Source organism: Phocaeicola salanitronis DSM 18170, assembly GCF_000190575.1.
GTDB lineage: Bacteria > Bacteroidota > Bacteroidia > Bacteroidales > Bacteroidaceae > Phocaeicola > Phocaeicola salanitronis.
In genome coordinates this window covers 761,904-777,665 of sequence record NC_015164.1, presented here as the reverse complement: position 1 = coordinate 777,665, position 15,762 = coordinate 761,904, and the positions used below count along the sequence as shown (strand labels likewise).

The window sequence follows — 15,762 nt, the reverse complement described above, 5'->3', positions numbered from 1 at the left end:
TCATTATATAGATATTTAATGACTGTAGTTTATCGAATGCTTACTGTTCTTCGTCAGATAGCCCGCTATCTTCCTCATCACAGAAGCGAAAATGCCTCAAAAACTCATCCCAAATCATCGCACGATAAATTCAAAACAGCTTCTTATTCAAAGCAATATAATTCAGAAGGCAAGGTACGTTTTAAGGGAATGACCTGTACATCGCGTCCGGCAATAATGTTTCGTTCTTTTAATGCCAGTTCAACCGTCTTGTACGCCAGTTCCGGATGGTTATTGTCTTTGCTCAGATGGCACAACCAAAGATACTTCAAGTCAGGCGGGAAGTGTTCGGCGAGGAATTGCGCCGTATCCCGGTTGCTCATGTGCCCGTTAGCGCCGGCAATGCGGACTTTTAAGTGAGGAGGATAAGGCCCCATTTGCAGCATTTCGTCATCGTAATTCGCCTCTAAAATCAAGTAGTTGGCACGTGATATGTAAGTGGCGGCAGTAGGGGTGATATGCCCCATGTCGGTAAGGAAAGCGAACGTCTTGTTGTCTGCTTCGATGAAATAGCCTACATTGTCAGTACCGTCATGGGGCACTTCGAAACATGTGACATTGAAATCTCCAAGCTGTATGGGAGTTTCCTTGTATAGCAGGCAAGTGTGTTCGGCACTCAGTTTTTCCGTCATGCAATAGCTGCGTTGCATGCCTTTGTGTATCTCTTGGGTCGTGTAGACTGGGATATTATATTTTTTTGCCAGGTTCCCTACAGCTTTGATATGGTCTGCGTGGTCGTGTGTGATAAGAATGGCTTTTAGTTCTTGAATGTTTAAATTATAGTCTTTAAATGTTTTTTTGATGCTCCGGATGCCTACGCCTGCGTCTATCAATATGCTGTATGTATCAGTAGCGAGATAATAGCAGTTCCCACTGCTTCCGCTTCCCAAACTCATAAATCGTATTTTCATTGTCTTTTTTATGTCTGCATTTTTAGGAGCGCAAAGATACAAAAAAGAAAGAAGCCCGCCAAAAAAGCGGGCTTCCCTTTGCATAACCTAGTCAATTATGAAGAACGATTAGAAATTGAAATAATTCTTTGCGTTGTTATAGCAAATATCTTCTACCATTTGCTGGATGCGCGGCATTTCTGATTCCGGGAGTTCTCCGTTTTCAACATCATTGCCTAACAAATTACATAATGTGCGGCGGAAGTATTCATGACGCGGATAAGACAGGAATGAACGTGAGTCTGTAAGCATACCTACAAAGCGGCTCAACAAGCCCAGCAGTGAAAGCGCGTTCATCTGCTTTTCCATACCGTCTTTCTGATCGAGGAACCACCAGCCGGAACCGAACTGAATCTTGCCCGGTACCGAACCGTCCTGGAAGTTGCCCAGCATGGTAGCAACTACTTCATTCGCGCATGGATTCAGGTTGTACAGGATGGTTTTAGTCAGTTTGCCTTCAGAGTTCAGGCGGTCGAGGAATTTCGACATTGATTTGGCTGTGTTGAATTCACCGATAGAGTCAAAACCGGTATCCGGTCCCAATAACTTGAACATCTTGCTGTTATTGTCGCGGATAGCTCCGTAGTGATATTGTTGCGCCCAACCGGTTTCCCAGTCCATTTCGGCAAAGATAACCAACATAGCCGACTTGAACTTCAGGATTTCTTCTTTCGTCAATTCCGTGCCGCCGTACACTTTATTGAATATCGCACGGATTTCAGCATCTGTATAGTCTTCAGCATAGAATTCTTCGATTCCGTGGTCTGACAATCTACATCCTTGTTCTGCAAAGAATGCGTGACGTTTGCGCAAAGCGTCAATCATGTCATCGAACGAAGAAATGTTTACGCCGCTCACTTCCGCCAGTTTTTCGATGTAAGCACGATAGTTGGCTGCAGATTCTACAGCCATGGCCTTATCGGGACGCCAAGCCGGAAGCATCTTGATTTCGAAGCCGCTTTCGCGTGTTGCGATATGATATTCCAAAGAATCTACGGGGTCGTCTGTCGTACATACGGTCTCTACGTGGTAGCGGCGCATCAAGTTGCGTGCAGAGTATTCAGGAGTAGCCAATTTGGCATTACATTCTTCGAATATTTCACGTGCGGTAGAGGGGTTCAGGATTTTATCGATACCGAAAGCGGTTTTCAGTTCCAGGTGAGTCCAATGATACAAGGGGTTACGGAATGTGTAAGGAACTGTTTCTGCCCACTTCTCGAATTTTTCCCAATCTGTGGTGTCTTTTCCGGTACAATAGCGTTCGTCTACACCGTTGCTACGCATAGCACGCCATTTATAGTGGTCACCGCCCAGCCAGATTTCTGTGATTGACTTGAATTGATAATCATCGGCTACCATTTTCGGAATCAAGTGGCAATGGTAATCGATAATAGGCATTTTTGCTGCATGATTGTGGTACAATTCCTGTGCTGTCTCTGTTTTCAACAGGAAGTTTTCATCCATAAATTTTTTCATAAAGCTTTCTTTTTGGTTTATGTTTTTTGTTAGGTATTTTCATGTAAACAAGAAGCTATAAGGCATATTTTATGTTGAAGAACACAAATATCGTTTTATTTCTCGTTATCGAACACGAAAGTAAAAATTTTATTTGGAATAACAAAATATTTCGTATATTTGCAGCGAATATTTAGTAAAATTAATCACATGATTCGTCCGGATACGTCTCGATTTATCAATGTTTTTTACTGAGTATGGCAAACGAATTTCCTCCTTTTATATAATTTAAGGAGGCGATATGGGTGAAAAGTAACAATTAGAACTTTAAAAATATCATGAGTATGAAACCATTAAACAAAGAAACAGCAAACAAGACAATCCGTCCTGAGAGAATCATTCAATTTGGTGAAGGTAACTTCTTACGCGCATTTGTAGATTGGATTATCTACAACATGGACCAGAAGACCGATTTTAACAGCAGTGTAGTAATCGTCCAGCCTTTGGCAAACGGTATGATAGACAAGCTTAATGCACAAGATTGTCTGTACCATGTTAATTTGCAAGGGCTTGACAAAGGGCAAGTGGTGAACAGCCTTACAATGATTGATGTAGTAAGCCGTGCCTTGAATCCGTATTCACAGAATGATGAATTCATGAAATTGGCAGAGCAGCCGGAAATGCGTTTTGTCATTTCAAACACAACGGAAGCCGGCATCGCTTTTGACCCGGCTTGCAAATTAGAAGATGCTCCTGCTGCTTCTTATCCGGGCAAACTGACCCAATTGCTGTATCATCGTTTCAAGACATTCAACGGTGATATGTCAAAAGGTTTGATTATTTTCCCGTGCGAATTGATTTTCTTGAACGGACATAAGTTGAAGGAAACAATATATCAGTACATCGATTTGTGGAACTTGGGCGAGGATTTCAAGAATTGGTTCGAAAAAGCCTGCGGTGTATATGCTACTTTGGTAGACCGTATCGTTCCGGGATTCCCGCGCAAGGAAATTGATGCCATTAAGGAAAAACTTCAATACGACGACAACATGGTCGTTCAGGGAGAAATTTTCCATTTGTGGGTAATCGAGGCACCGCAAGAAGTGGCAAAAGAATTCCCTGCAGACAAGGCAGGCCTGAATGTATTGTTCGTTCCGTCTGAAGCTCCGTATCATGAAAGAAAAGTTACGTTGCTGAACGGTCCGCATACCGTATTGTCGCCGGTTGCATATCTGTCGGGAGTGAACATTGTCCGCGATGCTTGCCAGCATCCGGTTATCGGCAAGTTCATCCACAAGGTGATGTTTGACGAACTGATGGAAACCTTGAATTTGCCGAAGGCTGAATTGGAACAATTCGCTCATGATGTATTGGAACGCTTCAACAATCCGTTCGTTGACCATCAAGTGACTTCTATCATGCTGAACTCATTCCCGAAATACCAGACCCGTGACCTGCCCGGCTTGAAGGTATATCTGGAACGTAAGGGTGAACTTCCGAAAGGCTTGGTATTGGGATTGGCCGCTATCATTACTTATTATAAGGGCGGCGTACGCGAAGACGGTGCTGAAATCGTTCCGAATGACGCTCCGGAAATCATGGATTTGCTGAAACAGTTGTGGGCTACAGGTGATACGCAGAAGATTGCAGAAGGCGTATTGGCGGCACAGTCTATTTGGGGCGAAGATTTGAATCAGATTCCGGGATTGACCGCAGCCGTAAAAGCTGATTTGGACAGCATTCAGGAAAAAGGCATGCTGGAAACTGTAAAGTCAATTTTGTAATTAATTGTTAGAAATTCCATAAGGGAAGGAGAGAAAGCCATGGAACGGCTCCAGGCTTTCCTCCTTCTTTTTTGTTTTTATATTTTGTGCGGTATATGCTTCTCGCGGCATTCGTTCGTGATGGCTGGTCCGGATGCTTGCGGCGGCGCACGCAACTATCTGCACCGGACCGTGCATATATATCCGAAGGGCTGTGCACCTATATTATCTCCAACCAACGTTACAGCGTTACAATTACAATAATTACAATTACAAATCTAACATCTAACAATAAGTTCAAACGGAAAAGTGCGGATAGCTTGAAGAAAATATTATATTGTAATATCTCGTTTTTTTACGTATTTCGGGGAGACCGAAAAAAGCTTATTGTTAGATGGCATGTCTTTGGAAAAACGATGTTTTGTAATTGTAATTATTGTAATTGTAACGCTGTAACGGGGAAGTCTGTTCATCAGGTGTTTTTTGCGTTTACTTGCAACAACAGGAGTCATGGCAATGGCTTCCGGGGGCTTCGCATTCTACGGTGCTATGCTGGATGCCATAATCGCGCAGCTTGTCTTTGACGGCATGTTTCACTTCTTCCATCTGCGTTAAGTCTTTTAGCACGACATGGATTGTGGCTGCATTCTCGGTCGTGCTCATTGCCCACACATGGAAATGATGGAAACTTTCTACCCCCTCTACTTGAGCGATGTGTTTCTCCAGTTCATGCAGGTGAATCGTTTCGGGTACGGCATCAAGCGAAAGGAAAAGGCTTTCTTTTAAAAGTTTCCAAGTTGAAATCAGAATCAGAATCGCGATGGCGAGGCTGATGAGCGTGTCAATCAAGACGAAGCCCGTAAGCACGATAATGATACCCGAAATAACGACTCCCACGGAAACCAAGGTGTCCATTGCCATGTGCAGGAAGGCGCCCCGTACATTTAAGTCATGCTTTTGGTTCTTCATAAGCAACCATGCCGTGATGCCGTTGACAAGAATTCCGATTCCAGCCGTCCAGGATACCGCAACGCCCGATACTTGTTCGGGTTGCCTGAGCTTGTAAATGCTTTCGATAATGATGGCACCTACTGCAATCAGCAGGATAATGGCGTTGAGCAAAGAAACCAGAACCGTACTTTTCTTGTATCCGTAAGTAAAATGGTCGGTACTGTGACGCTTCGCCATGCGGTAGGCAAAGAGCGAAAGCAACAGGCTGAAAACATCGCTCAGGTTGTGTCCGGCGTCAGACAGCAGGCCTAAGGAATTGAATAAAAATCCCACTCCTGCTTCTATGATGACAAAGAGCAGGTTAATGACAATACATACAATAAAAACCGTATTGAGCGAGGTCAGTGCTTGATTGTGCGTGTGAATGTGTACATGTTGGTGTGCCATAATCATTTATTTTTATCCGGTGCGAAATTAAATAGAATCTTTCGTTCTGTCGTTATTCAAATCGTTTGATTTTCTTTGGTGAAGGCACTTTTGCAACTGGGTTGCAATGCATTCATGCTTGAAATGTTTAAATAATGTAAAAAAGAAAGGCGGAACAGCAGCATATTGAGTTATTTGTATTTACTTTGAAAATGTTTAAGGTCAAAATCATTAAAAGCTATGAACGAATTAATTGCAAAAATTAAGGAATTGAATGAAGCGTTGGTTGCAGATGCTGAATTGCAGGCTGCAAAGGGCAACAAGGCAGCAGGCACTCGTGCACGTAAAGCTTCATTGGAATTGGAAAAACTGTTGAAGGAATTCAGAAAAGTTTCTTTAGAAGAATCGAAAAAATGACCATTCTTTCAGTTAGAGTGAAAGGGGTTGTATCATTGAGATTGGTTGTCTGATGATATAACCTCTTTTTTTCATTGTGAAGGATAAGAAAACAGGAGATACAAATTGTGCGTAAGGAAGGGTGGTGTCTGGCGTTTCTGATGCTGGTATTGACGGCATGCGGAAACCGTTCGGAGCGGATGGAGGCGTATTTTCGGGCAGATTCGCTGAATCAGGAAGCGTATTCCATGCGTTACCGGAATCTTGCTGCTTCTGAGAAAGCCGCACAGGAAGCCTTTCTTTTGGCAAAAGGAAATTCCGGCCAGCGTGCAGAGGCTTTGAATAATCTGGGCTTTTGCGCTTTTATGCGCATGGACTTTGAGCGTGCTTCCCGCCTTTTCAGGCAAGCGCTGGGGGAAGGGGATAACGAAATAGAGCGGTTGATAGCAGATGTCGGCATGATGAAAATATGCCAGCGGACTGCAATGAATAAAGAGTTTTATGACTATCGGAACAGTGCTTTCCGCCGGATGAAACGTATCCGCGAGGATGAAAAGCTGGTTTCGGACGCCCGGCTCAAGTTACGCTTGAGTTACGCCATTTCTGAATTCTATATCGTATCTGGGATTTACTTTTATTATCTGCAACAGCATGACGAGTCGCTCCGTGCGATTGATTCTGTGGATGTAAATGCCATCCGGAGTGATACGGCACAATGGCTTTATTATGTGTATATGCGCGGTTCCGGAGATATGTATGCGGCTCCGACCCGTGAAAAATTGTTGGCTGGCGAACTGAACTATTTGACCAGCTGCCTGATGGTGAGCAGGGAAAGAGGGTACATCTATTTTGAAGCGAATGCCTTGCAGGCATTGGCGGAACTCTTGAATTTCCGCCAAAACCGGGAAGTCCTGGCGGAAAACAGTCCGGGGATGCTGCGGATGATTAATGATAAGGGGCTGCCTTTGGACAGCCTTCCGCTTTCGTTTGCGCGGAAAGCATTGGGCTTGTTCAAGCAATATGATGATTGGTATCAGATATCGGGGACATACCGTACGCTGGCTACTTATTATAATTACATAGGATGCCCGGAAAAGGCGTTGCCCAATTTGGATACAGCCTTGCATTATGTCAACCTGCATCATGAGAAATACTATCATTGTACGGATACATTAGACCGTCTGCGTACTTACATTCCGGGTGCAGGGCGTTCGATAGAGTTGAAATGGATTGCCGATGACGGGATAAAGACGGTTCCGGAATGGATCCTGCGTTTGCGCGAGCAATTGAGCCGGACGTATTCGGCTATGGACATGAAGCCGGAATCGGACTATAACCGCAATATTTATCTCGATTTGCTGGATTATACCCGTCAGGACAAATTGTTAGAGAGCCGCTATATAGCGTTGGAACGCGAATCGAAACAGCTCAGTGCCTTGCTTTTCTTGGTTGTGCTCGGGCTGTGCGTATTGGTTCTGTTGTTTGCCTTTTTTAATCGGAGATGGAAAAGGCGTAATTCCATTTATCTGTCAGCATTAAAGCAAGTATTTGAATTGTGCCGGAAAATCATTTCTTCCGTACCTTCTTCTGCTTCTGATATGGATGAGGTGGTCTGTGCCATCCAGCAAACGGTGAAAGACGATTTCCTCCGCATATTCGGGGCTGTAGACATGCAGATCCGTCTGAAAGATGCAGAAACGGGAGCTTTGCCTGAAGGCCTGTCTTTTGAACTTCCGGAGAAGACAATCGGTTTTGCCTTTGACTTGGTTTCTCCGGGGAAAGGTGCCATTGGACGTATGTGGATGGCACTGAACCGCCCTTTCCATAAGGAAGAGAAAGCTTTATTGCAATTGGTTTCGCCTTATCTGGCATGGGCATTGGAGAACGGGGCGAATCTGGTTTCGTTGGATGACGAGCGGCGGAGGGTAGAGAAAGAGCAGTATATTCACCGGCAACATTTGGTCGAGAACAAGAAAGAGAACGCGGTCAAGAAAGCGTGCCTTTCGATTGTGACGGGAATCTTGCCATACATCGACCGGATTGTAAATGAAGTGCATAAATTAAAATCGGCGCCTTATGCCCGTCAGGAGCAGGTGAAAAAGGGAAAGTATGCCTATATCGACGAGCTGATTACCCGGATTAACGAATACAATGATATTTTGGCTTTGTGGATTAAAATGCGTCAGGGTACGGTGAGCCTGAATATCGAAAGCTTTGGGCTGAACGAGTTGTTTGATATGGTGGCTAAAGGGAAGCGTTCCTTTGAGATGAAGCGACAGGTTTTCGTTGTTCATCCAACCGAGGCGATTGTGAAGGCAGACCGAGCACTTACGTTATTCATGATTAATACGTTGGCTGAGAATGCCCGTAAGTATACGCCGGAAGGAGGGCGCATCGAGCTGGAAGCGAGTGAGACGCCGGATTATGTGGAGATTTCGGTATCTGATACCGGCATGGGGCTTTCAGAGAAGGATATCCGCCGTATATTGGATGAAAAGGTGTATGATTCGGGAGCAATCGGGATGGATACCGCTACGGATGCGGAATCGCTCCGCCTCCAGAAAGGGCATGGTTTCGGATTGATGAATTGCAAGGGCATTATAGAGAAATACCGGAAAACGAACGCTTTGTTCAATGTGTGCCGGTTTGATATACAGAGTGCTTTGGGCAAAGGGAGCCGGTTTTATTTCCGCTTGCCGAAAGGCGTAAAAAGGGCATTGGTATATATCGGACTCGTGTTGCTTGCAGTGGGCGGGAGCGGTTGCCGGAAGCAACCTGTAACATCCGTATCAACCGGTTCCCGACAAGTGGTGTCATACGACAGCTTATTGGCAATTGCGAATGATTACGCCAATCTGGTATACGAATGTAATGTAAACGGATATTATGCCGATGCGTTAGAATATGCCGATAGCGTGCTGCATTATCTGAATATCCATTACCTTCGCTATTCGGGATGTGACGCGCCTTTGCTGAGCCTTTATCAGGATGATTTCCGGATGGGAGAGCAAGCATGGCTGGACAAGCAGTTTGATACCGATTATTATATTCTTTTGGATGTGCGGAACGAGGCTGCCGTCGCGGCATTGGCGGTAAAGGATTTTTATGTCTATTATTATAACAATCAGGCGTATACGGCACTTTATAAGCAAATAAGCAAGGACCGCTCGCTGGAAGCATATTGTGTACAGATGCGCCAGTCTGCAAATAATAAGCTCATTGCTTTGGTATTGCTCGTCTTGCTGGTATTTGTCTGCCTGATAGGCTATTATTGGCTGTATTGGCGCCACCGTTTGCGCTATCGCTACAACATGGAGCAGGTGTTTGTGATTAACCAGGCGATATTTGCTTCTGTCCGCCTTACCGACGAAGGGGATATCATGCCGGATGTACTATTGACGGAATTAGGTGATGAGTTGAACGAATTGTTCCCGGTATCTAATTTGGGCATGGCATTCTTTGATGAAGAAACCTCGGTCTTGCGTTGGCATTTCAGGCAAGAGAATGACATAGACGAGGTGCGCGCCTTGATGCAGCGTTGTTTTGATAAGCAGGTGCTCTTGCGCGCCGACGCCACGGGCTGGATTGCCTTGCCTCTCCGGGTGCAGATAGGAGGTGAAACCCATTCTACCGGTGTGTTTGCCTTGCAGATTGTAAGGCGGAAAATCAACGAGGAAGATGTGTTGCTTTCAGAATTGGTGGTCGATTATCTGGCGGCTGTATTGTATAACGCCGTAGTACGGGTACGTCAGAAATACAATGACATAGAGCTGGCGCAGGACGATGCAAGGCGGGCGTTGTACGAAGAAAACCTGCTGCATGTGCAGAACATGGTGCTGGATAATTGCTTGTCTACCATTAAGCATGAAACGGTTTATTACCCTAACCGCATCAAGCAGATTATAGACCGTCTGAATACGGATGAGGCAAGGCTTGAATCGGACGAACGCGAACAGCTTCAGACGGTGGACGAGCTGGTGAATTATTATAAGGACATATTCGGCTTGCTCAGTTCCTGTGCGGCACGCCAGTTGGAAGAAATTACCTTCCGCCGTACAGAAATCCGTTCGGAATATGTAGAAGAAAAGCTATGCCGTTATTTCCGGAAGGTGTCCCGCAAATTCATGTCCGCCCTTGAACTGGAATCCCACATCCCTTCCGGATTAGTTATGTCGGGCGATGTGGTGTTGTTGGATTTCCTTTTTGAGAATCTGATAAACGAGGCGCTCCGTTATCCGGAAGCGGGCAAGCTGGTCGTATCTGCCGGTCCGGATAATGGTTTTGTGAGGTTTTGTTTTACCGATATGCGGCGCACTTATACGCAGGAGGAATTGAACGCATGGTTTTATCCTTCGCTGGCACGTATGTATACAGGCAATCGGAATGAGCTGGTGGGTACGGAGTTTTTAGTTTGCAAACAAATCATCCGCGACCATGATGAATATGGCGGAAAACGTGGATGCCGTATCAATGCTTGTCCGGAAGCGGGAGGCGGATATACGGTATGGTTTACCATTCCGGAGAAGAAACAATTAAATGCAGGCACATAAAAATAAGTATATGGAAAAATTTAAGGTTATCATCGTTGAAGATGTAAAATTGGAATTAAAAGGTACGGAAGAGATATTCCGTCATGAGATACCCAATGCAGAAGTGATAGGTACGGCCATGACCGAGGCGGAGTTTTGGGCTTTGCTGCAACAGCATATCCCTGATATGGTCTTGCTTGATTTAGGATTGGGAGGATCTACTACAATCGGGGTTTCCATTTGTGCCCGTTTGCATAAGGAACATCCCGAACTGAAAGTCTTGATTTTTACGGGAGAAGTATTGAACGAAAAGCTTTGGGTAGACGCATTGAACGCCGGAGCGGATGGCATTATCCTGAAAACGGGAGAACTGTTGACCGCAACCGATGTAGAAGCGGTAATGGCTGGAAAGAAACTGGTATTCAATTATCCGATATTAGAAAAAATTGTAGACCGTTTCAAGCAGTCGGTACTTGCTGAGCAGCGCCGTCAGGAAGCGTTGATTGATTACGATATTGATGAGTATGACGAGCGTTTGTTGCGTCATTTGGCGCTGGGCTATACGAAAGAAATGATTACGAACCTGAAAGGAATGCCTTTTGGCGTGAAATCGATAGAGAAGCGTCAGAATGATTTGATAAACCGCTTGTTCCGTTCAGACGAACGTACCGGCGTGAACGCCTGCCGGCTGGTCACACGGGCTTTCGAATTGCGCATCCTGGATATCGATAATTTAGAGCCTGATGATGAATAGACGTTTTCTGCATCCGGCTATTGTATTCTTCCTGCTCACGTTGCTTGTCGCGTTTTTATCATGGGTAGGGAGCATTTACGGCTGGCATGATGTGCAAAGCCTGCTCAGCTCCGAAGGTTTGCGTTGGCAATTAAGGAATGCCGTCCCCGGATTCCTGAAGGCTCCGTTTCTGGGGCATTTGCTTATCTTGGCTTTTGGGATAGGGTTATGGATGCATTCGGGGCTTGGGGCACTCATCATGCGTCTGTTCATGCGTCATAGCCGTTTGTCGGGAAAAGAAAAACGGGCATTCTGTTGGAGTTTAATGGTCGGAGGCATATTCTTGGCGGGATGCATGCTTCTGGCATGGGGACCGTGGAATCTGGTACGAAGCATTACCGGAGGATTGGAACATTCGCCGTTGGCGGAGGGGTGTACTTTTCTCGTGTCTGTAGGAGTGGGCACCATGGCTTTGGTGTACGGATATGCTGTAGATTATTATCATACCGACCGGGACTTGGTACGGGGATTGTCGTATGCCTTTGTCCGTTTCTCCGGCTTTTTCATTACGCTTTTCTTTATGGTACAGTTTTTTGCCTCGCTCCGCTATACCGGACTGGATGTGTTTATGGGATTAAGTCCTTCCGCCCTTCATCTTTGTTATGTGATAGGCCTGTTTTTAACATTGTTTTTATCAAGAACTACCAATGAATGATAAAATATAGGCCGTTTTATCCGTATCTATGAAAAAAAACGTATCTTTGTCCGTCAAAATTATTCAATAAATAGCAATATGAAAACATTTTTATGGATAGCAACCGCTGGCATGCTGGCGTTTGCTTCATGTCAGAGCAAACCGAGTTATACAATTAAGGGTACAATTGAAGGTGTAGCTGACGGTGAAGTTGTGTATTTGCAGGATTTGGTTGGCAGGAATTGGGTCAGCGTTGATTCTGCGGTAGTAACAGGCGGAACATTCCAGTTTACGGGAGATGCCGATACGGTTACAGTAAGCCGTTATGTGACATACGCTCCGGGAGAGATGCAGACGATGGTCTTTCTTGAACCGGGAACCATTACATTGAACATGAATAAGGAAGTTTCGAAAGTGGCGGGTACAGTATGTAACGATGCTTATCAGAAATTCATGGACGAATTTATTCCTTTGAATAAAGAAATGTTTGCTTTGTACCAGCAGAGTAAGAACGACTCGTTGAGCGCAGAGCAGCGTAAAGAGGCTGAAAAGCAATTGGAGGAAAAGGATAGTTTGAGCATGGAAATGATGTTCAATGCCATTTCTTCAAACATTACGAATTTGATGGGTGTCCAGATGTTGACAAACTATTATGGCGCATTTGAAACCGAGCGCATTCAGCCTTTGGTAGACCAGATACCTGCATCGTATGCCTCAAATGAAGACGTGGTGGCTTTGAAAGAACATTTGGCTACGGTAGCTAAAACCGCGGTAGGCCAGAAGTTCATTGATTTCACCATGAATACTCCTGAAGGTGAAAGCGTGAAATTATCTGATTTCATTGCAAAGAACAAGTATACGTTGATTGACTTCTGGGCAAGCTGGTGCGGTCCCTGCCGTGCGGAAATGCCGAATGTAGTTGCTGCATATAAGAAATATCAGTCAAAAGGCTTCGGTATCGTGGGCGTTTCTCTCGACCGTGACGCAGAAGCATGGAAGAAAGCCATCAAGGATTTGAACATCACATGGCCGCAAATGTCAGACTTGAAAGCCTGGGATTGTGAAGGCGCTAAACTGTATGGCGTACGCAGCATTCCGGCTACGGTATTGGTAGACCAGGAAGGTACGATTATCGCACGCAATCTGCGTGGGGATGCAATCGAAGCCAAGTTGGCTGAATTGCTGAAATAAGCCGTGAAGTTAATAAAAATGGGCAAGCTGCAAGAAAGCAGTTTGCCCATTTTTATTGGAATCAAGTATAGCATTGCAGATCGGGAATGCGGGGATAATTTGTTTCATTCCTACAAACATGATTGCACTGCCCGATAGTGAATTGTGCTTCTTAATGAGGATGAATGTCTGCATTGTGTCAAATGAACTGTTTGCAGGCATTTATATGAATCTATAACGCACTCATATTGAATTATATACAGTTTCTTTCGCTAAGGCAGTATAGTTTCGCTTTTATTTTAATAGTGTGAAACTATGGTTTTAGATTATTGAAACAAAAGTTTCAGTATATATAAAACTATAGTTTCAGCCTATTGAAACTCACAAAACATATACCTCTGTCTGCCTGAGCGGCTAAATACCTTCCTAAAAACAATTGCATTCCAGCCTAATTGCAATACGCTTCTACAAGCAATTGGGCAAGATGCGAAGTTCATTTTAATGAATATTTCCTGAAAGACGCTTTAGTCCTTTACTCTCCTCTTTTGAGGCTTCGCATATACTGATGGCATATCCTCCACCGGGAGCTGCTTTCAGCTTCAATGTTGTTTTAGCAGTAATAGTCCCTTTATGAATAATATATGCTTGCGGATTATTTTTATAATGAGCGTCAGGAGCATCGGCATAAATTGTAGCAATATAGGTTTTGTCTGTATCCAAGAAATTGAATCTTAATTCAGAGTCGTGTCCGTTCTCGCCACTGGTACAGCCAATAAACCAGTCATTAGTTCCTTTCGCGCGGCGTGCCACTGTGATGTATTGTCCTGGTTCAGCTTCTAAATAGCGGCTGTCATCCCAATCTACAGCTACATCTTTGATAAACTGGAAGGCATCCATAAAACGTTCATAGTTTTCAGGAATGTCGGCAGCCATTTGGAGCGGACTGTATAATGTGACATACAAAGCTAACTGACGCACCAAGGTAGAGTTGACATGCGAATGGTTATTGGGGTTCAGTTTGCTGATTTCCATCTCGAAAATCCCCGGCGTATAATCCATCGGACCGCCTTGCAGGCGTGTGAAAGGCAAGACCGTTGTATGGAAAGGTTTGCTTCCGCCAAAAGCTTCGTATTCTGTTCCACGGGCAGATTCATTCCCTATTAAATTAGGATAGGTACGGCATAGGCCTGTAGGGCGTACTGCCTCGTGCCCGTTCACCATAATATGATGTTTGGCTGCTTCCTTTACGGCATACAAATAATGATTGACCATCCATTGTCCGTAATGGTGCTCACCGCGAGGAATGATGTTGCCTACATATCCGCTTTTCACCGAATTATATCCATATTTCTCCATCAGTTCGTAGGCATCGCGCAAATGCCGTTCATAGTTACGGATAGACGCTGAAGTTTCATGATGCATCATCAGACGCACACCTTTATTATGCGCATATTCGTTCAAGGCTTTGATGTCGAAATCAGGATAGGGCGTTACAAAATCGAAAACATAATCCTTGCTGTTGCCGAACCAGTCTTCCCAACCGATGTTCCATCCTTCTACCAGCACTTGGTCGAAACCATGTTGTGCGGCAAAGTCGATATAGCGTCTTACGTTTTCGTTATTGGCACCATGATTACCGTGAGGTTTCACCTTAGTATAATCAATTTCGTCCAGTTTCACCGATGGCAGGTCATTGGTGTACGACCAGGCACTTTTGCCCGTTATCATTTCCCACCATACACCGATATACTTTACAGGCTTTATCCACGAAGTATCTTCCAGCTTGCACGGCTCGTTCAGGTTCAAAATCAGTTTAGAAGCCAAGATGTCGCGGGCATCATCGCTAACCATTACCGTACGCCAAGGGGTATGGCACGGAGCTTGCATGTATCCTTTGTTTCCCTGCGCATCGGGAGTCAGCCAGGATTCGAAAACCATGTTCTTATCATCCAGATTAAGATGCATACACGAGTAGTCCACCAAAGCGGCTTCGTGCAGATTGATATACAGTCCATCGTCTGTCTTCATCTGCAAAGAAGTCTGAACGCCTGTATTCGAAAACATCGTTTGCGACAGATTACTTGTATATGCTTTCTCCAGCAATCCTCTGATTTCAGACAGACGGCTTTCTGTGTAATCATACTCCTGCGTATCGTAGTCGCCGGGAATCCACCAGGCGGTATGATCGCCGGTCATGGCAAATTGGGTATGCTCTTCTTTAATGACAAAATAAATCAAGTTCTTTTGTGTCGGAAATTCATAACGTAACCCCATTCCCTCGTCATACACACGAAATCGGATGTTCATATAGCGGTCGGTAGTGGGTTGGCGCAGTTCCACCAGCAACTCATTGTAATGATTACGGATGTCTTTCGTTTCTCCCCACACGGGTTGCCATGTTTCGTCGAAAGTAGAGGTGGACGTTTTCACAACCTCAAAACCATCCATCAGATTGCTTTGTCCATTCAACTCTAATCCTAAGGTGCTGGGCTTCACTACAGGACGGTCTTTGTATGCCACGCTGTAAGTCGGGACACCGTTTCCTGTCAACTCGAAATCGACTTTCACTATGCCGGAAGGGGATGTAATTCCTTCGGCTTTCCCTAAAAGGGAAGTCAGCAGAATGCCTGCCGTTAATAATAGTTTCTTCATATTA

At 44.8% G+C, this 15,762-nt stretch carries 10 protein-coding genes; 6 read left to right on the top strand and 4 right to left on the bottom strand.

The window, feature by feature from the left end:
* Positions 1-143 precede the first annotated feature (143 nt).
* A complete protein-coding gene (locus BACSA_RS03600) occupies positions 144-950 on the bottom strand; it encodes an MBL fold metallo-hydrolase (protein ID WP_041583869.1) in 807 nt (268 codons plus the stop codon).
* Between the two features lie 108 nt (positions 951-1,058).
* Complete coding sequence (gene uxaC / locus BACSA_RS03595; protein ID WP_013616758.1) at positions 1,059-2,465, bottom strand: glucuronate isomerase; 1,407 nt, start codon at positions 2,463-2,465, stop codon at positions 1,059-1,061.
* Positions 2,466-2,788: 323 nt separating this feature from the next.
* On the opposite strand from uxaC, the gene BACSA_RS03590 reads away from it, so the two are divergent.
* A complete protein-coding gene (locus BACSA_RS03590) occupies positions 2,789-4,228 on the top strand; it encodes a tagaturonate reductase (RefSeq protein WP_013616757.1) in 1,440 nt (479 codons plus the stop codon).
* 468 nt (positions 4,229-4,696) lie between these two features.
* On the opposite strand, the gene BACSA_RS03585 is transcribed toward BACSA_RS03590, so the two are convergent.
* Positions 4,697-5,605 (bottom strand): cation diffusion facilitator family transporter, encoded by a 909-nt coding sequence (locus tag BACSA_RS03585; protein WP_013616756.1) that lies wholly within the window; start codon positions 5,603-5,605, stop codon positions 4,697-4,699.
* Between the two features lie 219 nt (positions 5,606-5,824).
* On the opposite strand from BACSA_RS03585, the gene BACSA_RS03580 reads away from it, so the two are divergent.
* The 5 genes from BACSA_RS03580 to BACSA_RS03560 all read left to right on the top strand — a co-directional run bounded on the left by BACSA_RS03580 (position 5,825) and on the right by BACSA_RS03560 (position 13,127).
* Complete coding sequence (locus tag BACSA_RS03580) at positions 5,825-6,001, top strand: histone H1 (protein ID WP_013616755.1); 177 nt, start codon at positions 5,825-5,827, stop codon at positions 5,999-6,001.
* Between the two features lie 140 nt (positions 6,002-6,141).
* Positions 6,142-10,530, top strand: a complete 4,389-nt coding sequence (locus BACSA_RS03575; RefSeq protein WP_052306018.1) for a DUF5113 domain-containing protein — start codon at positions 6,142-6,144, stop codon at positions 10,528-10,530.
* A 10-nt stretch (positions 10,531-10,540) separates the two neighbouring features.
* Entirely contained in the window at positions 10,541-11,263 is a 723-nt protein-coding gene (locus BACSA_RS03570; protein WP_013616753.1) for a DUF5932 domain-containing protein, read from the top strand.
* Positions 11,253-11,957 carry an AbgT family transporter gene (locus BACSA_RS03565; protein ID WP_013616752.1) on the top strand — a complete coding sequence of 235 codons (705 nt, stop codon included), beginning with the start codon at positions 11,253-11,255 and terminating at the stop codon, positions 11,955-11,957. The genes BACSA_RS03570 and BACSA_RS03565 overlap by 11 nt, the downstream gene beginning before the upstream one ends.
* 78 nt (positions 11,958-12,035) lie before the next feature.
* Positions 12,036-13,127, top strand: coding sequence for a TlpA disulfide reductase family protein (locus tag BACSA_RS03560; protein WP_013616751.1), 1,092 nt, complete (start codon positions 12,036-12,038; stop codon positions 13,125-13,127).
* A 477-nt stretch (positions 13,128-13,604) separates the two neighbouring features.
* Here the strand turns inward: BACSA_RS03560 and BACSA_RS03555 are convergent, their stop codons facing one another.
* Entirely contained in the window at positions 13,605-15,758 is a 2,154-nt protein-coding gene (locus BACSA_RS03555) for a glycoside hydrolase family 97 protein (protein WP_013616750.1), read from the bottom strand.
* Positions 15,759-15,762 lie beyond the last annotated feature (4 nt).